Source organism: Natronospira bacteriovora (genome assembly GCF_030848495.1).
In the GTDB taxonomy this organism is placed as follows: Bacteria; Pseudomonadota; Gammaproteobacteria; order Natronospirales; family Natronospiraceae; genus Natronospira; species Natronospira bacteriovora.
The window spans coordinates 203645-221587 of the sequence record NZ_JAVDDT010000001.1 but is presented as its reverse complement, the minus strand read 5'-3'; the positions used below and the strand labels follow the sequence as shown (position 1 = coordinate 221587).

At 62.2% G+C, this 17943-nt stretch carries 19 protein-coding genes; 17 read left to right on the top strand and 2 right to left on the bottom strand.

The annotated features are described in order from the left end of the window. Window positions 1-4: 4 nt before the first annotated feature. The 16 genes from fliR (at window position 5) to RBH19_RS00995 (ending at window position 15377) form a co-directional block, all read left to right on the top strand. The gene (fliR, locus tag RBH19_RS01070) at window positions 5-784 is read left to right on the top strand and encodes a flagellar biosynthetic protein FliR (protein ID WP_306726949.1); all 780 of its coding nucleotides are present in this window, start codon (window positions 5-7) and stop codon (window positions 782-784) included. 17 nt (window positions 785-801) lie between these two features. After that, window positions 802-1959 (top strand): flagellar biosynthesis protein FlhB, encoded by a 1158-nt coding sequence (flhB, locus tag RBH19_RS01065; protein WP_306726948.1) that lies wholly within the window; start codon window positions 802-804, stop codon window positions 1957-1959. A gap of 14 nt (window positions 1960-1973) precedes the next feature. Continuing rightward, entirely contained in the window at window positions 1974-4121 is a 2148-nt protein-coding gene (gene flhA, locus RBH19_RS01060) for a flagellar biosynthesis protein FlhA (protein ID WP_306726947.1), read from the top strand. Between the two features lie 89 nt (window positions 4122-4210). Then, window positions 4211-5686: a flagellar biosynthesis GTPase FlhF gene (gene flhF, locus RBH19_RS01055; RefSeq protein WP_306726946.1), complete on the top strand. Its 1476-nt coding sequence runs from the start codon at window positions 4211-4213 to the stop codon at window positions 5684-5686. Between the two features lie 40 nt (window positions 5687-5726). Next, the gene (locus RBH19_RS01050) at window positions 5727-6572 is read left to right on the top strand and encodes a MinD/ParA family protein (protein WP_306726945.1); all 846 of its coding nucleotides are present in this window, start codon (window positions 5727-5729) and stop codon (window positions 6570-6572) included. Then, window positions 6572-7297, top strand: a complete 726-nt coding sequence (locus RBH19_RS01045; RefSeq protein ID WP_306727289.1) for an RNA polymerase sigma factor FliA — start codon at window positions 6572-6574, stop codon at window positions 7295-7297. The genes RBH19_RS01050 and RBH19_RS01045 overlap by 1 nt, the downstream gene beginning before the upstream one ends. 65 nt (window positions 7298-7362) lie before the next feature. Then, window positions 7363-7749: a chemotaxis response regulator CheY gene (gene cheY, locus RBH19_RS01040; protein ID WP_306726944.1), complete on the top strand. Its 387-nt coding sequence runs from the start codon at window positions 7363-7365 to the stop codon at window positions 7747-7749. A gap of 35 nt (window positions 7750-7784) precedes the next feature. Next, a complete protein-coding gene (locus tag RBH19_RS01035; RefSeq protein ID WP_306727288.1) occupies window positions 7785-8552 on the top strand; it encodes a protein phosphatase CheZ in 768 nt (255 codons plus the stop codon). A 61-nt stretch (window positions 8553-8613) separates the two neighbouring features. Further along, window positions 8614-10803, top strand: coding sequence for a chemotaxis protein CheA (locus tag RBH19_RS01030; protein ID WP_306726943.1), 2190 nt, complete (start codon window positions 8614-8616; stop codon window positions 10801-10803). A gap of 16 nt (window positions 10804-10819) precedes the next feature. Next, on the top strand, window positions 10820-11560 hold the full coding sequence (locus tag RBH19_RS01025; RefSeq protein ID WP_306726942.1) for a flagellar motor protein: 741 nt from the start codon (window positions 10820-10822) through the stop codon (window positions 11558-11560). Between the two features lie 34 nt (window positions 11561-11594). Continuing rightward, window positions 11595-12551 carry a flagellar motor protein MotD gene (motD, locus tag RBH19_RS01020; protein WP_306726941.1) on the top strand — a complete coding sequence of 319 codons (957 nt, stop codon included), beginning with the start codon at window positions 11595-11597 and terminating at the stop codon, window positions 12549-12551. After that, window positions 12548-13342 (top strand): ParA family protein, encoded by a 795-nt coding sequence (locus RBH19_RS01015; RefSeq protein ID WP_306726940.1) that lies wholly within the window; start codon window positions 12548-12550, stop codon window positions 13340-13342. The genes motD and RBH19_RS01015 overlap by 4 nt, the downstream gene beginning before the upstream one ends. Beyond that, the gene (locus RBH19_RS01010) at window positions 13339-13920 is read left to right on the top strand and encodes a hypothetical protein (RefSeq protein WP_306726939.1); all 582 of its coding nucleotides are present in this window, start codon (window positions 13339-13341) and stop codon (window positions 13918-13920) included. The genes RBH19_RS01015 and RBH19_RS01010 overlap by 4 nt, the downstream gene beginning before the upstream one ends. A gap of 2 nt (window positions 13921-13922) precedes the next feature. Continuing rightward, window positions 13923-14465, top strand: a complete 543-nt coding sequence (locus RBH19_RS01005; RefSeq protein ID WP_306726938.1) for a chemotaxis protein CheW — start codon at window positions 13923-13925, stop codon at window positions 14463-14465. 271 nt (window positions 14466-14736) lie between these two features. Then, window positions 14737-14958 (top strand): hypothetical protein, encoded by a 222-nt coding sequence (locus RBH19_RS01000; protein WP_306726937.1) that lies wholly within the window; start codon window positions 14737-14739, stop codon window positions 14956-14958. A gap of 23 nt (window positions 14959-14981) precedes the next feature. Next, window positions 14982-15377, top strand: coding sequence for a DUF2802 domain-containing protein (locus RBH19_RS00995; protein WP_306726936.1), 396 nt, complete (start codon window positions 14982-14984; stop codon window positions 15375-15377). On the opposite strand, the gene RBH19_RS00990 is transcribed toward RBH19_RS00995, so the two are convergent. Next, on the bottom strand, window positions 15359-15673 hold the full coding sequence (locus RBH19_RS00990) for an EscU/YscU/HrcU family type III secretion system export apparatus switch protein (RefSeq protein ID WP_306726935.1): 315 nt from the start codon (window positions 15671-15673) through the stop codon (window positions 15359-15361). The genes RBH19_RS00995 and RBH19_RS00990 overlap by 19 nt on opposite strands. Beyond that, the gene (gene fliK, locus RBH19_RS00985) at window positions 15670-17061 is read right to left on the bottom strand and encodes a flagellar hook-length control protein FliK (RefSeq protein ID WP_306726934.1); all 1392 of its coding nucleotides are present in this window, start codon (window positions 17059-17061) and stop codon (window positions 15670-15672) included. The genes RBH19_RS00990 and fliK overlap by 4 nt, the downstream gene beginning before the upstream one ends. A 325-nt stretch (window positions 17062-17386) precedes the next feature. On the opposite strand from fliK, the gene RBH19_RS00980 reads away from it, so the two are divergent. After that, on the top strand, window positions 17387-17914 hold the full coding sequence (locus RBH19_RS00980) for a chemotaxis protein CheW (protein WP_306726933.1): 528 nt from the start codon (window positions 17387-17389) through the stop codon (window positions 17912-17914). The last annotated feature ends 29 nt before the right edge of the window (window positions 17915-17943 follow it).

Below are 17943 nucleotides of genomic sequence, written 5' to 3'. Positions count from 1 at the left end.
GCCGATGCTCACTTTCACCGCCGCCGAGATCGGAGGCCTGATTGGCCATTATTTCTGGCCCTTCTGCCGGATCGCCGGGATGATCATGGTGGCACCCGTATTCGGTGCGTCATTCATTCCGGTTCAGGCCCGAATTCTGATGGCGGTGGCACTGACGGTTGCCGTGGCGCCCATGCTGGCGTCACCTCCGGCGGTGGAAATTCTCAGTTTTCAGGGACTGCTTATCACCGTTCAGCAGATCCTGATCGGTGTGCTGATCGGGTTTCTGGTTCAGATGGTCTTCGATGCCGTGGTCATTGCCGGGCAGACCATTGCCATGAGCATGGGCCTGGGTTTCGCCTTCATGGTGGACGCCCAGCGGGGTGTCTCCGTGCCCATCGTGGGGCAGTTTCTCCTCATCATGGCCACATTGCTGTACCTGGCCATGGATGGGCATCTGATGCTGATTCAGGTGCTGGTGGACAGTTTTCACAGCATGCCCGTGGGGCAGGCTGGTCTGGTCAGGGATGATTTCTGGAGTCTGGTGATGTTCGGCAGCGACATGTTCCGCGGTGCCATCCAGATCGCATTGCCGGCCGTGGTCGCCCTGCAGACCGTACTGATCGCCTTCGGGGTCATGAGCCGGGCGGCGCCCACCATGAATCTCTTCGCCGTGGGCTTCCCGGCCGCCATGACGCTTGGCTTTCTGATTCTGATGGTGACCCTGCCCTATATGCGGCCGGCCATTACCAGCCTGTTGCAGTCCGCCTTTTCCACCGTTCGCAATATTGCGGCGGGTGCCTGATCGAGAGGTAGCAGCACATGGCCGAGAATCAGGACAGCAGCCAGGAAAAAACAGAACAGCCCACACCCAAACGGCTCCAGGACGCCAAGAAGAAGGGGCAGGTTCCCCGGTCCCGGGAGCTGAGCGCGATGCTGGTCATGATGACCGGGGCGATCTTTCTGATTGGTTTTGGTCCGATCATGGCCGGCAATGTGGCGGATATCCTGCGGCAAGGGCTCAGCTACGACCGTGAGGCAGTCATGACCAGCCAGCATCTGCCCCTGTATTTCCGTCTTGCGGTCATGGAGGGTATCAAGGTGGTGCTGCCCATCATGGGGGTGTTGTTCATCGCCGCACTGGCCGCACCCACATTGATCGGGGGCTGGTCCTTCAGTCTGCAGGCGCTTCAACCCAAACCCAGCAAGCTCAACCCGGTCAGCGGCTTCAAACGGATTTTCGGCACCAAGGCATTGATTGAACTGCTCAAGGCCATCGGCAAGTTCGGCATGGTGGCCGTGGTCGCGGCCGTCATGTTCTGGCTCTTCAGGGATCGCTTTCTGGCCCTGGGCAGTGTGCCCCTGCCGCGTGGTCTGTTCGAGGCCGGGCAGCTGGTGGCGATCTGCTTTCTGGTGTTTACCACCGCCCTGATCGTGGTGGCGGCCATCGATGTGCCCTACCAGATCTGGGACAACACCAAAAAACTCAAGATGACCAAGCAGGAAGTCAAGGATGAGATGAAGGAGACGGAGGGCAAGCCCGAGGTCAAGCGCAAGATCCGCGAGACCCAGCAGGAAATGTCGCGGCAGCGGATGATGGAAGCGGTGCCCAAGGCGGATGTGGTGGTTACCAACCCCAGCCATTTTGCCGTGGCCCTGCGCTATGAACCCACGCGCTCTGATGCGCCGGTGGTGGTGGCCAAGGGTACCGATCGCGTGGCTCTGAGAATCCGCGAAATTGCCACGGAGAACGAGGTGCCCATCCTCGAGGCTCCGCCGTTGGCCCGCGCCTTGCATGCAAGCACTGAGCTGGGTGACGAGATTCCGGCGCAGTTGTACCGGGCGGTGGCGGAAGTCCTGGGCTGGGTCTTCCAGCTGCGCCGCCAGCGAAGCCGGGGTGGGCCGCGCCCGAAGGCACCGAGCCCGGACGTGGATCCGGATATGGATCCCGGCCCGGATGGCAGACGCAGGCGTTCATGAGGGTGAACTAGGCAATGGCAACGGGACAGGCAATGCTGTTGGACGGCTTTCGGAGCGCCATGCGCTCAGGGCTTGGTGTGCCGGTATTGCTGATCGCGGTGCTGGCCATGGTAATCGTGCCGCTGCCGCCGATCGCCCTGGACATGTTCTTTACTTTCAACATCGCGTTGGCGCTGGTGGTGGTGCTCGCGGTGATCTACATCGCGCGGCCCCTGGATCTGGGCGTTTTCCCCACCGTTCTGCTGGCCGCCACCGTACTGCGACTGGCACTCAACATCGCTTCCACCCGCGTCATCCTGCTGGAAGGGCATACCGGGACAGCGGCGGCCGGGCGTGTCATCGAGGCCTTCGGTGAATTCGTTGTCGGGGGCAATTATGCCGTCGGCCTGATCGTGTTCACCATTCTGGTGATCATCAATTTCGTCGTGATCACGAAAGGCGCCACGCGGGTGTCGGAAGTGACCGCCCGCTTTACCCTGGATGCCATGCCCGGCAAGCAGATGGCCATTGATGCCGACCTCAATGCCGGCCTCATTACTGATGATCAGGCAAGGGATCGGCGCCAGGAGATTCGTGAAGAAGCGGATTTCTACGGCTCCATGGATGGTGCGTCCAAGTTCGTGCGCGGTGATGCCATTGCTGGCATCCTGATCATGCTCATCAACATCGTTGGCGGTCTGATCATCGGCACCGTGCAGCACAGCCTGAGCCTGGCCGAGGCCGGCCGCAACTACACCCTGCTGACCATTGGTGACGGTCTGGTGGCTCAGATCCCGGCCCTCCTTTTGTCCACCTCGGTTGCCATTATCGTGACGCGCATGTCCCGCAGCCAGGACATGGGCGAGCAGATCATCCGTCAGCTGGTCGGCAATGGCCGGGTGCTGGGTGTTGCCTCCGGCGTGCTGCTCACTCTGGGCGTGATTCCGGGCATGCCGAACATGGCCTTCCTCACTCTGGCCGCCATCACCGGTTACATGGCCTGGAAGGTGAGCCGGGAGGGCGAGGTACTCACCGGAGACGAGGAAGAAGGGGCCGCGGTGGCGGCTGGTGGTCGTCCCGGCAAGGCCGGCGAGGCCGAAGCGCGGCCGGGTCGAACCGTGGAACCGGGCGGCGGCGAAGAGCTGGGTGAACTGCGCTGGGAGGACGTGACCCAGAGTGATCTGCTGGGCCTTGAAGTCGGTTATCGCCTGATTCCCCTGGTGGATCGCAAGCAGGGCGGTGAACTCATGACCCGGATACGCGGGGTGAGGAAGAAACTGTCGCGGGAGTTGGGGTTTCTCGTCCAGTCCGTGCATATCCGGGACAACCTGGAACTTCCGCCCAATCATTACCGCATCACCCTGATGGGGGATCCGGTGGGTGAGGCAGAAATTCACCCGGATCGGGAGATGGCCATCAACCCCGGACAGGTGCACGGGCGGATCAAGGGCATCGAGACCCGTGATCCCGCCTTCGGCCTGGAGGCGGTCTGGATTGATCCCGAGCAGAGGGACAACGCCCAGACACTGGGATACACGGTGGTGGATCCCAGTACCGTGGTGGCCACCCACCTGAGCCATGTGATCCAGAGCCATGGTCATGAGTTGCTGGGTCACGAGGAAGTCCAGAAGCTGCTGGACATGCTCAAGCAGACCGACAAGAAGCTGGTGGAGAGCCTGGTTCCGGATGTGATGCCGCTCAGCCGGGTGGTGAAAGTGCTGCAGCGCCTGCTGGAAGAGCGGGTACCCATCCGCAATCTGCGCAGCATCGCCGAGAGCCTGGCCGAACACGGCACCCAGACCCAGGATCCGGAAGAATTGCTCGGTCATGTGCGCGAGGCACTGGCCAGAACCATCATCCAGGAAGTGGCCGGCAGCCGGGAGGAAGTGCCCGTGATCACCCTGGACCCACAGTTGGAACAGATATTGCAGGATGCCATTCGCCAGGGTGGCGCCGGCAGTGTGGAACCGGGTCTCGCGGAGCGTTTGCAGCAGGGCCTGGCGGAAGCCACCCGCAAGCAGGAGAGTCTGGGCGAGCCGGCCATCCTGCTGGTCTCCCCGGCGATCCGGGGCTGGCTGGCACGGTTCCTGAGGCAGGCGGTGCCGGGGCTGAGCGTACTCTCCTACAACGAGGTACCGGACAGTCGGAAGGTTCGACTGGTGGCATCAATCAGCGGCGAGTGAGGCCGTGATCGGGGTGAAAACCCCGGTGAACGGCGGGTTTCACGGCGGCAGGGTCCGGTTCGGACCGGGGCCGACCGGGAGGAAAAGAGATGAAAATCAAGCGATTCGTTGCACCCGACATGCGTACGGCGATCCGCCAGGTACGGGAGGATCAGGGACCGGATGCGGTCATCCTTTCCAATCGTTCCATCAACGGTGGCATCGAGATCATCGCGGCGGTGGATTACGACGAGGCCCTGGTCAATCAGGCCCTGGGGCGGAGCCGGGATTCCGTTCATCGTGGTCGCGAGGAAACGTCGAGGCGACGGAATTCTGACGAATCCCCGCTGGCCGCCTATCGGGACGCGGATGCCGGGTCATCGCCGGAAGCAATGGAAGATGAGCGCAGCTGGCTGGAAGGTGTCGACGACGATAGCGATACCGCGGAGGAGGATGAATTCGCCGCTCGTCTGGCCGCGGCGGCCGAGGCCCTTGATGAAGATGAAGGACCGAGTGACGATGACCTTCCGGGATACCAGCCCCGGCGGCCAAGTCGCCTGAGTCGGAACCCGGAGCGGGATGTCGGCGATGCGCTTTCGCCGAATGCCGGCCTGGATGGAAACGCCCGAATCGTCTGGTCCCAGGAGCCCAACCTCATGGAGGTGCGGCGGGAACTGAGCAGTGTTCGCAGCATGCTGGAGAACCAGTTTTCCAGCCTGGCCTGGGATCGGCTTTCCCGCGAGCGGCCGGTCAAGGCGGGTGTGCTGAGGGAATTGAGCGCCATGGGCATAGAGCCTGACCTGGCGCGGGATATTCTCAAGGCCATGCCGGTGCTGGGCGATCCCCAGCAGGCCTGGCGTCTGCCTCTGGGCATGCTGGCCCAGCGTATTCCGGTGGGTAGTGACGAGATTCTGGAGAAGGGGGGGCGGATTGCCCTGGTGGGGCCCACCGGAGTGGGAAAGACCACCACCATTGCCAAACTGGCCGCCCGCTTCGCCCTGCGTCACGGCAAGCGCCATGTGGCCCTGGTCACGACTGATCATTACCGGGTTGGCGGACAGGAGCAGCTTCACAGTTACGGTCGTATACTGGGGGTGCCTGTCTACTCGGTGGACAGTCCGCAGGAATTGCGCGAGACCTTGCAGGAATTGGAGAACAAGCGGCTCGTGCTGGTGGATTGTGCCGGCATGAGTCAACGTGACAATCGCATTCCGGCCCAGCTTGGAATGCTTCGGGAAGTTCAGGGTGAGGCCCTCAGGATCAATCTGGTGCTGTCCGCTGACAGCCCGGCGCCGACCCTGGAAGAGATCGTCCGGGCCTACGGGCCCGAGGATCTGGATGGCTGCATCCTGACCAAGCTGGACGAGGCCACCGGTCTGGGCGGGGCGATCTCGGTGGCTGTGCGACATAATCTGCCCATTGGCTACATCGCCGACGGGCAGCGGGTGCCCGAGGATATTCAGCCGGCCCGCAGTCACCGTCTGGTAAGCCGGGCGGTACAGCTGCAGCGGCAGCGTCCGCGACGGGTGGATGAATCGGAGCTGGCCGCACGCTTTGGCGGGGTGGCCGCAGACAGCATTGCATGAGGGAGTGGTGTTGATGGATCAGGCCGCAGGACTGCGACGGATGAACAAGCCAAAGCCGGTTCAGGTGATTGCCGTGACCTCCGGCAAGGGCGGGGTGGGCAAGACCAATATCTCCGTCAATCTGGCGGCCGCCATGGGCGTGGCCGGCAAGAAAGTCATGCTGTTCGATGCCGATCTCGGTCTGGCCAATGTGGATGTGGTGCTGGGCCTGCAGCCGCGCAGGAATCTTTCTCATGTGATTGACGGCGAGTGTGGCCTGGAGGAGATTCTGCTGGATGGCCCGGCCGGAATGAAGGTGGTGCCGGCCTCTTCCGGCACCAAGCGCATGGCGGAGCTGACCCCGTCCGAGAATGCCGGCCTCATTCGTGCCTTCAGTGATCTGGGCGACGATCTGGACGTGCTCGTCGTGGATACGGCCGCCGGGATTGCCGATGGTGTGGTGAGTTTCACCCAGGCGGCCCAGCACGCGATCCTCGTGGTCTGCGATGAGCCCGCCTCCATCACGGATGCCTATGCCATGATCAAGGTGCTGTCACGGGAGCACGGTATTCGCCATTTCCGGGTACTGGCGAACATGACTCAGACCAGCCATCACGGACGCACCCTGTTCGGCAAGATCTCCAGCGTTGCCGAGCGCTTTCTGGATGTGAATCTGGAATACATCGGTGCCATTCCCTTCGATGAACAGCTTCGCAAGGCCGTGCAGAAACAGAATGCGGTGGTGGAGGCCTTCCCCCGCAGCCGCGCCGCACTGGCCTTTAGAAATCTGGCCGAAGAGGTGGGGCGCTGGCCGGTTCCGGATGGGCCGCGCGGCAATCTCGAGTTTTTCGTGGAGCGCCTGATCGGCGGTAATGCCGCTGCCTCCGATGGAGGGGGCATCGCGTGATGGATGCCACCTCCCGTTACGAGCAGGTTCGTGATTCGGGTGGTGATGACCTGGTGCTCCGGCACGCGGGTCTGGTCAAGCGCATTGCCTATCATCTGGCGGCGCGTCTTCCCGCCACGGTGGATGTGGAGGATCTGATTCAGGCCGGCATGGTTGGTCTTCTGGAGGCCGGCAGCCAGTACAGCGATGATCGCGGTGCCAGCTTCGAAACCTACGCCGGAATCCGGATCCGTGGTGCCATGCTGGATGAGATCCGAAAGTCGGACTGGACGCCCCGTTCGGTTCACCGTGCTTACCGGGAAGTCAGCGAGGCGATACGCCGCATTGAAAACGAGACGGGGCGGGATGCGCGGGATCGCGATGTGGCCGAAGCCGTCGGACTGAGCATGCAGGACTATCACCGCGTGATGCAGGATGCGGTGCGCTGCCGTCTTTTCAGTCTCGACGAGCTCGCACCCGGGCAGGAGGATGGTTTGCCCGGCATGGAGTCTGAGACCGAACACCCGGATTCCGCGGTGGAATCCGAGGATTTTCGTCGTTCACTGGCCACGGTGATTGAAGGGCTCCCTGAGCGGGAGAAACTGGTCATGTCCCTTTACTATGAACAGGAGCTGAACCTCCGGGAAATCGGAGAGGTTCTGGGGGTCAGTGAGTCCCGGGTTTGCCAGATCCACGGGCAGGCCATGACCCGAACCCGGGCGCGGTTGTCGGACTGGCTGGAGTGATTGCGCTGGGAACCTTAGAGAGGTTCCATGACACTTGATCAGCAACTAGGAATCGGGAGGTTGGCTTGGACAAGAACATGAAGATTCTGGTGGTGGATGATTTCTCCACCATGCGACGAATCATCAAGAATCTCTTGCGGGATCTTGGGTTCAACAATACCCAGGAGGCTGATGACGGCAAGACGGCCCTGCCACTGCTCAAGAACGGTGATTTCGATTTCGTCGTCACCGACTGGAACATGCCGGGCATGACCGGTCTGGATCTGCTCAAGGAGATTCGCGCCGACGAGAAGCTGAGTTCCATGCCGGTACTCATGGTCACCGCTGAAGCCAAGCGGGATCAGATCGTCGAGGCGGCCCAGGCCGGCGTCAACGGCTACATCATCAAGCCCTTCACGGCAGCCACGCTGAAGGAGAAGATCGAGAAGATCTTTGAACGCCTGGAGGGCTGACGCCTTCACGTGCCGCGACGGGAGACAGAATGACCATGGCATTTGATGATCAAAAGCGGGCTGATGACTACCGCGAGCGGGTGCAGCGCATGGCGCAGGCCCTGGAAAGCGGCGACGAGCGCATCTTCAACGAGGAGCTGGATGAGCTGACCCATATCCGCGAGAAGGAGCTGTTCGTGGAGGTCGGCAAGCTGACCCGGGAGCTGCACGACGCGCTCAAGAGTTTCCGCATGGATTTTCGGCTGGCGGAGCTGGCCGAGAAGGAAATGCCGGATGCGCGTGATCGTCTCAACTACGTGGTGGAAATGACCGAGAAGGCCGCCCACACCACCCTGGAAACGGTGGAATCCCTGTTGCCACGGGCGGAATCCATGGGCAGCGAGGCCAGGACACTGGCCGCCGACTGGGAACGTTTTCTCGCTCGCAACATGGCCGCGGACGAGTTCCGCCAGGTGGCGCGCCGATTGCAGACCTTTCTGGGGGCCGCCGACAGTGATGTGGAAAGCATTCGAGGCGGGCTCACCGAGATTCTGATGGCCCAGGAGTATCAGGACCTGACCGGGCAGATCATCAGCCGAGTGATCAGCATGGTGCAGGAACTGGAAGAGGGCATGGTGGATCTGCTCCGGGTCGCCGGTGGAAAACAGCTCAAGTCTGAGCCGCAAGTGGCCGATAAGGAAGAGAAGAAGCCGGAGAAGTCCGATTCTCGCGGGCATGGCCCGGCAACTCCCTCCGATCAGGCAGGGGATGTGGCCCAGGGCCAGGATGAGGTTGATGATCTTTTGTCCAGCCTGGGTTTCTGAGCGGCCCCCGGTGCGGGCGCCCTGTTTCACCATCGTGAAACGGGTTTGAATGGAGGGGAGCATGAGCTTCGAAGTGGATCAGGAGCTGTTGGCCGATTTCCTGGTGGAAGCCGGAGAAATCCTCGAAGAGCTTGGTGAACAGCTGGTCGAGCTGGAACAGCGGCCGGATGACACGGACCTGCTCAACACCATCTTCCGTGGTTTTCACACCATCAAGGGGGGTGCCAGCTTCCTGAGCCTGAAGGAAATGGTGGATCTCTGCCACAGCGCCGAAGACGTGTTTGACGTGCTGCGCGCCGGTGACATCTCCGTCACCCAGGGTTTGATGGACGATGCCCTGTCCACTCTGGATTGGCTGCACACCATGTTTGCCGAGGTGCGTGAATCGAAGCCCCTGTCCCAAGCTCCCCAGTCACTGATTGACTCCCTGCGCAGCCGCATCGACGGCCAGAATGGCGAATCCGGGGATGGGCCCGTCGCCGCAGCCGCTGAAACCATCGAGCCGGACTCAGTGCCCGCCCCGGTAGAGGCTGCCAGAGACGCGACGGACGACGAATTCGAGGCCATGTTGTCGGCGGGAAATGACAGCGGTTCGCCGTCAATGCCGGATACTCCCGCCGGGGGTGACGAGATCAGCGAAGAGGAGTTCGAGGGCCTGCTTGACGAACTGCACGGTCAGGGAAGCGGGCCGGGCGTGGCGGCTGCGTCCGGCGATGAAATCACGGAAGACGAGTTTGAATCCCTGCTGGATGAATTGCATGGCAGCAAGGCCGCGCCCGGCAAGCCCTCTTCGGCGGCTGCAGGCGACACGGCGGGAAATCAGGGCGAGGCGTTCATCAGTGACGATGAATTCGAGGCCCTGATGGATGACCTTCACGGCAAGGGCCGCGGTCCTTCGGCGGCTGCCCGGCCCGAGTCCCCGCAAGAGAAGGATGCGGGGGCGGTTCAGTCTGCCCCTGAGGCGACGGCCTCCCCGGTGAGCGACAAGCCAGCCAGCCAGAAGGATGTAAGCAAGCCGGACAGCCGGCAGCCGGCCAAGCCGGCCAGCCCGGCAGCGGCCGCCATGTCCGCGGAGACCACGGTGCGTGTGGATACCAGCCGGCTGGATTCCATCATGAATCTGGTGGGCGAGCTGGTGCTGATCCGCAACCGCTTGGTCACGCTGGGTGGTGACCAGGCTCAGGATGAAGCAACCGCGAATGCGGTGAGCGAGCTGGATCTGGTGACATCCGACCTGCAGGGCGCGGTGATGCATACCCGCATGCAGCCGGTGAAGAAGGTCTTTTCCCGTTTCCCGCGCGTGGCGAGGGATCTGGCCCGCAATCTCGAGAAACAGGTGAAGCTGGAGCTGCACGGAGAGGACACCGACCTGGACAAGAACCTGGTGGAGGCGCTGGCGGATCCCCTGGTTCATCTGGTTCGCAATGCCGTCGATCATGGCATCGAGTCACCGGACATCCGGCGTCAGGCCGGAAAGAATGAGACGGGAACGGTCGTGCTGTCGGCCGAACAGGAAGGCGATCAGGTTCTGCTGACGATTCGTGATGACGGGGCGGGCATGAACCCCGATGCCCTGCGCCGCAAGGCCGTGGACAAGGGCCTGATGGAAATGGACGAGGCCGAACGCCTGGATGATCGGGAGGCCTTCAATCTGATCTTCCGGCCGGGTTTCAGCACCAAGGAGCAGATTTCGGACGTATCCGGTCGCGGTGTGGGCATGGATGTGGTCAAGACCAGAATTGCCCAGCTCAATGGCACCATCGAGATCGATTCAAGGCCGGGGCGGGGTTCCGAAATCCAGATCCGGGTGCCTCTGACGCTGGCCATTCTGCCCACCCTGATGGTCACGCTCGATGGCTCGATCTTCGCGCTGCCCCTGTCGAATATCCGGGAGGTCATCTACCTGGACGAGAAGACCGCTCATCGGGTGGACGGACGGCAGGTGATTCGAGTGAGAAACCGCACCCTTCCGCTTGTCTACCTGAGACAGTGGCTGTCCGGAAGCAATGCCCCGGATCGCGAGGACGACCGCCAGGTGGTCATTGTCGAAGTGGGCGGTCAGCAATTGGGTCTGGTGGTGGATGATGTGCTCGGGAGGGAAGAAGTGGTGATCAAGCCCCTGGGCGCCTACTTGAGAGGCATGGCCGGGTACGCGGGCGCAACCATCACGGGTGACGGGCGCATCGCACTGATTCTGGACGTGCCGATCCTGGTCAAATCACAGAGCATGGAAAGCCGGAAGGCATCCTGAGGCCGAGGCGTAGCAGATGGATATCCTCACCATACTTGGCATTCTATTCGGGCTGTTCGCCGTATTTGGCGGTGTTATCGCCAAGGGTGCCGAGATTGGCAATCTCTGGAACGGTGCCGCGTTCGTCATCGTGATCATCGGTACATTCGGTGCGATGATGGTTCAGACACCCCTGCGTGCACTCCTGCGTGCCGGGAAGGTCTTCATCTGGCTGTTCAGTCCGCCCCAGGAAGACCGTCGGAAACTGATCCAGAAGATCGTCGACTGGAGCCAGGTGGCCCGAAAGGAAGGGCTGCTCGGCCTTGAAGCCGTGGTCGAGGAGGAAAAGGATCCCTTCACCAGAAAGGGGCTGCAGCTGCTGGTGGATGGCGGGGAACCGGATGTGATCCGGGGCATTCTCGAAGTGGATCTGGATGCCACCGAGGAGTTCGACAAGCAGGCGGTCAAGGTCTACGAGAACCTGGGGATCTATGCCCCGACGCTGGGCATCGTGGGGGCCGTCATGGGCCTGATGGCCGTGATGCAGAACCTTGCGGAACCGGACAAGCTGGGGCCGGGTATCGCCGCGGCCTTCGTCGCCACGATTTACGGCATTGCGTCTGCCAACCTGCTGTTCCTCCCCATGGCCGGCAAGCTGGATCGGGCCATCAAGGACCAGACTCAGACGCGGGAGATGTTCATTGACGGTCTGATTTCCATTGCCGAAGGGGAGAACCCGCGCAATATCGAGACCAAGCTTCAGGGCTACCTGAATTGAATCAAGCCCTTTTGGGGCAGGAGGCAGGTCGCCGATGGCTCGCCGAAAGAAAAAGCATGAAGACCATATCAACCACGAAGCCTGGGCGATTCCCTATGCGGACATGCTGGTGTTGCTGCTGGCCTTTTTCGTGGTGATGTATTCCATCTCCTCGGTGAATGAAGGCAAGTATCGGGTGCTCTCTTCGTCCCTGGCGGCTGCCTTCCGGGGTGAGCCCATGACCATCCAGCCCGTTCAATTCGGGGAGCATCAGCGAGCGGAATCCGAGACTCGCTTCGAAGTGGATCTGATCCAGGAGCCCACCAGTGCCATTGACTGGGCGTCGGAGGGAATGGCGCCGCCGGATGGTCTGCCACAGGATTTCTACAACGAGGCCTCGGCCATGCAGGCCAGCCTCGAACAGATCGCTCAGGAAATGCGCGAGGCCATGGCCATGCTCATTGACGACGATCTGATCGAGATACGCGGCTCGGAATTCTATATCGAAGTGGAGATCAAGGCCGACATCCTCTTTCCCAGTGGCGTTGCCCGGCTCTCGGACGGGGCGGTACCCATTCTCCAGCGGATCGCGGAGGTGTTGCTGCCATTCCCCAATCCGGTCCAGGTGGAAGGGCACACGGATAATGTGCCCATTTCCACGGAGCGCTTTCCGTCCAACTGGGAGTTGTCTTCGGCCAGGGCAGCCAGTGTGGTGCACATCTTCCGGGATGCGGGCATTGAGCCCATGCGTCTTGCCGTGGTTGGCCTGGGTGAGCATCGTCCGGTGGCCACGAACGAAACGCCGGAAGGCCGAAACCGCAATCGTCGGGTGGTGCTCACGGTGCTGGCTGATCCGCGCATCCAGGAGCGCTGGTTCGTCGAAGGCAGTGGTGTCGACGGTGCGGATGGTCTGCAGGAAATGACCGAGTTGTTCGAGGAAGGCGAGGAGGAAGAGTCCATCCTGCCCGAGGATATCGAAGCCGGCCAGCCGGATGAAGGAGGCGAGCAGTGACGATCTGGGCGGTCGCCAATCAGAAGGGTGGCGTGGGCAAGACCACCACCGTCATCAGCCTGGCCGGGGCTCTGAGGCAGCGTGGCGAGCGCGTACTGGTGGTGGACCTGGATCCCCATGCGTCCCTGAGTAGCTATCTCGGCCTGGATCCGGAACAGACGGATGACGGTGTCTATTCGCTGTTTCTGAAGGCGGTGGGGGAGGCGCCCGTCAACGGGGGGCCACGGGTTCGCCACACCGGCGCGGATGATATTGATATCCTGCCGGCCAGCCCGGCCCTGGCTGTGCTGGATCGCAAGTATGGCACCCGAACGGGAATGGGGGTGGTCTTGCAGCGGGGTCTCGGGGGGCTGAAGGGTGAATGGGATCATGTCATCCTGGACTGCCCGCCCATGCTGGGCATTCTCATGGTCAATGCCCTGGCCGCCTGTGACCAGCTGGTCATTCCCGTGCAGACGGAGTTTCTCGCCCTCAATGGTCTACGGCGCATGTTGCGCACCCTGGAAATGATCGGCCGATCACGCGGCGTGGTTCCCGATTACCTCATCGTTCCCACCCAGTTCGATCGCCGTACACGCGCTTCCCTTCAGAGTCTGTATACCCTGCGTGATGAATTTGCGCCCCACGTCTGGGAACAGGTCATTCCGGTGGATACCCGTTTCCGCGAAGCCAGCCGGCTGGGGCGGCCGCTGACCACGCTGTCACCGGAGGCCCGGGGCGCCAGGGCCTACGACGCCCTCTGTCGGGACTTGATGAGCAGTGACAAGCAATTGCGGGAGGTGGCTTCGTGAATGATCACCACCCAGAGGATCCACTGGCCCGTTATCTTGCGGACATGCTTGCCGATGACGAGGGCGCGGTGAACGAGACCGTGGAGATGATGGAAGCGCCGGTGCCGGTGGCCCCGGAGTCCACCAGGGTGGATCGTCCTTCGCAGGTGGATTGGTGGGGCTTTGGTGTCGCCCATCTGATTCTGGTGCTGCCCGGCGAACAGGTACGCTCCGTGACGGACGAGATACCCGTCGGCATGGATTGGCTCAGTGATCGCCTGCTTCAGGGGCGTCACCGGCTGCAGGGAGAGTCGCGGGTGATCGTGGATCCCGCCTGTCTGATTCTGCCAGAGGCGCATCGCCGCTCTTTGCCGCCGCTCTCCGAGCGGGCCAGTGGGCTTGTGCACCTGGCGGACGGTGATCTCACTCTGATTGCGGGATCCGAGCCCTTGCCCGTCAGTCTGGAGGCCGATGAGGTACGCTGGCGCCAGGAGCCTGGAAGCCGCCCCTGGCTGGCCGGCACGATCATGAATCGCAGCATGGTGGTGCTTGATATCCCTGGCCTGCTGGCGGCGATTGAGAGTCAGCAAGGAGATTGAGCATGTCTGAAGAAGACAGACAGGAGCACCGGGCCTCCGAAGCCAGGCCTGCTCCCGCCCGCAAGAAAAGCGCTCGGCGGGCCGAGCGCAAACAGGAACCCCGGGAACAGTGGGTCAGCTTTCGCCTCGGGCGTGAGCGCTACGCCATTCAGGCCACCCATGTGCAGGAGATCCTCAAGGCTGGAAACATCACGCCTGTACCCGGCGCGGAGCATTTCGTGCTGGGTGTGATCAATCTGCGTGGCAATATCGTGACCGTCATCGATACCCGTTTGCGCTTTGCGCTGGATGAGCCGGATCAGGAATGCATCCATCAGGTAATCGTGCTGGAAACCGAGGATCAGGTTCTGGGGCTGATGGTGGATGATGTGGATGAGGTCATCGATATCCGGCCCAGCGAGATCGAGCCGGCGCCGCAGTTCGAGAACAACCAGGTGTCGAGGCATATTCTGGGTGTGGTGCGACGGGAAGACGGTCTGACGGTTCTGGTGGACGTACGTCGCCTCATGCCCAATGAAGAAAAGGACAGGAAGCAGGCGGTTTAGAACCTCTCTGGTTCATTCATCCGTGGTCGCAGCCAGCCGGAGTTTTCTCGCGAGGCGCGCTCTGAGGGCGACTGCTCCGGTGTCACTCGGGCCGCCCGTATCCTCTACCTTTCGGGCCTGGCGCGTGCCGCTGTCAGTTCAAGTGCGTTCCAGACGCGTTTGTGCATTGCCTGACCATGGCCCAGAGGCTACTGTGCGGCACAATGGGCCCTGTATCCGACGTTTCGGTGCCAACGGCGGGCGCGAACGCTTTATCGGAGGTTTCTTGGATATGGCTGCTGATAATGTGACCCCGACCGGGCCGGTGACGCCGACACATCCCACTCATCCCGGATTGAGTGATGAAGAACGTCGTCGTCGCGCGGAAGAGCGACGGCAGCGCCGCGAGAAGGCGGAGCGAGAGCCTTCGGAGCCCGAACCGGACGATACCGATGGCTCTCGGGATCGGCCGGATCAGGACGATGATGGGCCGCATATCGATGAATATGTCTGAGCGGCGCCCTGAAGGAAGCTGGCATGAGTTTTGACCTTACTGTTTTGCTGTGGGGCGCGGTAATCGCCGTCCTGGCGCTGGGGCTGGGGCTTGCCTGGGTGGGAATCCGGCGGGTTCGGCTTGCCGAGGCCCTGAGCCGTGAACTGCGGGCTGACATGGAGACGCTGCGTCGCGAAACCTCGGAGCTGCAACCCTATGCCTTGCAACTGGGAGAGCGTCTCGGGGCCATCGAACGTCGCATGAGTCACCTGAGCGACCGACAGGCACAGGTGGAATCCCAGGCCCGCTCAGGGCCCGATTACGACAGTGCCATTCGCATGGCCAAGGCGGGAGCCACACCGGAGGAACTGTCACGCCAGTGTGGTCTGGGGCAGAGCGAGGCGAAACTGGTTGTTGCCATTCACGGCGAGCGTCCCTGATTCTCCGGCTCATCGCTTGCTGGTGGCATTCTCCCCGATAGCCAGTAGGCGAAGGCGATCACCTCGGCCACGGCCACGTAGAGTTCTCTCGGAATTCTTTCCCCCACCTCCAGTCTTGCCAGGAATCGGACAAGGTCCGGATCCTTGTGGATGGGAACACCGTGGCTTTCGGCAATGGCGAGAATCTCCTCGGCCAGCAGGCGCTGTCCGCTGGCGGTCACCTCCGGTGCCTCGCTGCCATCGTAATGCAGGGCCACGGCCACCGGTGCGCTCTTGTCCTTGCCGCGATGACTCATGCGCGACCCCTGAAGCTGCTGTGGGGAAAGGGGGCGTCCGGCAGGGAGGGGCTGCCGGCACTGAGCTGAAGGCGTTCCAGGGTCAGGCCGGCGTCTCTCAGCCTTTCGCGAAAGTGATCCAGTGACTGGCGCATGGTTTCCAGCGTTTCGGTCCGATGGGCGTAGAGGTGGATGGAAATGCGTTCGCCCCTGAGTCGCAGGCGTGCATGGAAGGGGCCCAGCTCGGGGATCGTCACACCAACGGTTACCGTCCAGCTCTCCATTTCATCGCTGTCCTTGCGCCGCCTTTCTTCCAGCAGAAACTGCCAGATGTCATCACTGTTCTGACGGGATACCGGGATTTCGAACCAGAGTTGACTGCGCCCGCTCTCGCTTTCCGGGTTGCTGGAGGCCAGCTGGTGCAGTTCACTGCGCGCCATGGCCCCTTCAATCTGGCGGACGATGATGCGCAAGGCCTCGGGCAGGTCTCGAAGCAGGGCGCCCTGCATGCCGGCCGTTGTGGCCTGTGCCGCCGCCGATGTGGTCGAACCACGGGGTGTGGTGGCTGACGGATTGCCCTGGAACCAGTCCCGACCCGGTGGCGATGTCTGGGGACGTTCGCTGCCAGGCCGGGTGGCATTCACCCGTGGTGGTGGCAGGCGCCCCTCTCTTTCCGCGGTGTGCAGGTTCATGAGGCTGCGGCCCAGCGCGGCCTTCCAGTCCCTCGTCAATGGGTCGGAGGCCGGACCCTGGGCACCACGTGACTGGGCAATGGCGGCCATCAGGCGTTTTTCCGTGTTCAGGCCGCTGTCTGCAACAGCGCTTGAAACGCCCGCCGGGGTGGAGAGCTCGGTGGGTGTTCTGAGCGCCTGCATCATCGGGGCCAGCGCTTCGCGCAGGGCAGTCAGGCGCTGATCCGGTGTGGCCGGTGCGCGCATCAGCGCGCGCAGACTGTTCAGCAGGGCACGGCTGTCCGATTGCTGGTTCAGCAGTAACGGCAGCCGTCGCAGGCGTGCGTCAATGTCACGGGTGCTTGATGGGGAAGTTTCATGTGCAGGAGAGGCGGCGCCAGGAGAAAGTGGCGGGCGGGCCTCAAGCACCCGCATGTCCAGTGTCTGCCCGGTGTTGAGCACCTCCAGGACCAGCCGCGTTCCCGCCGGTGGATGGAGTGGTGCAGCCCCGGGGATCTGTCCGCCTGTCGGCGCCGTGGCCCGGACGATGGCCTGACTGCTGTCGGTCATCGCCTGGATGGGAAGACGGTCCCGACCGATCTGCAGCAGGATCTGCTCTCCTTGCTGAACCAGCCTCGCAGCAACCACCTGGCCAGCCCGCAGGCCTGCCACGCCGCGATGCGGTTTATCTGCCCCGGCCCGACCCGCAAGCAGGTCGGAAATGCGAATGTCACTCATACCTTTCTGTTCCCGCCGATTCCCCGGAAGCATAGCAGCCCGCTCGCCGGGACAATTACCCCCCTCATCCCGATGCGCATGGTTCCCCCTGCCGATGAAGGGATACAATGGATTCGACACCATCATGACACCGGCATTCCCGCGTGATTTGGCATGAATCCTGCTGATTCTTTCTCAAACGGCGGCGGCACCCCCGATCGACGGGTTTTTGGCGGCCAAAAGCTCAAGGATTTCCGTTTATTGCCGTCAAGCATTGATACGGGACGAGAGAATCACCGAATCTCGCGAAGCGACCGCGGAATGCCCCGGATCAGGAGCCGAGAGGATGGCTGAGCAAGACAGCTGGGATCAGACGGATCACTCCATGCTGGCCGGTTTCGAAGAAGACGGGCGGCAGTTTCTGAGTTTCCGTCTGGGTGGCGAGGATTACGGCATCGACATTGCCCGAATCCAGGAAATCCGTGGCTGGTCCGAGGTGCGCAAGATTCCCGGGGCGCCGGCCTGGATTCTGGGCATGCTCAAGCTGCGCGGTGCGGTGATTCCCATCGTCGACATGCGACTGCGTTTTGGTCTGGACGTCACTGAAGGCACGGATCGCAATGTGATCATCATCCTCAATCTCGGGCTGGATGAGAATGCCCAGGATGTGGGGATCGTGGTCGACGAAGTGGCCGATGTGGTGGGCGTCCCGGAGGATGGTATTCGCAACGCCCCCCGGATGGGTGGCAACGTGGATACCGAATACCTGGAAGGGATTGCCCCGCAGGGCGACGGCATGTTGATGCTGCTGGATGCGCCCAGACTGTTTCGCGGCTGGGAGCTGGAAGAGTTGCGTTCACTGGGTGAGCAATGACGACAGAGCCGGAAGTTCAATGGCGAGCT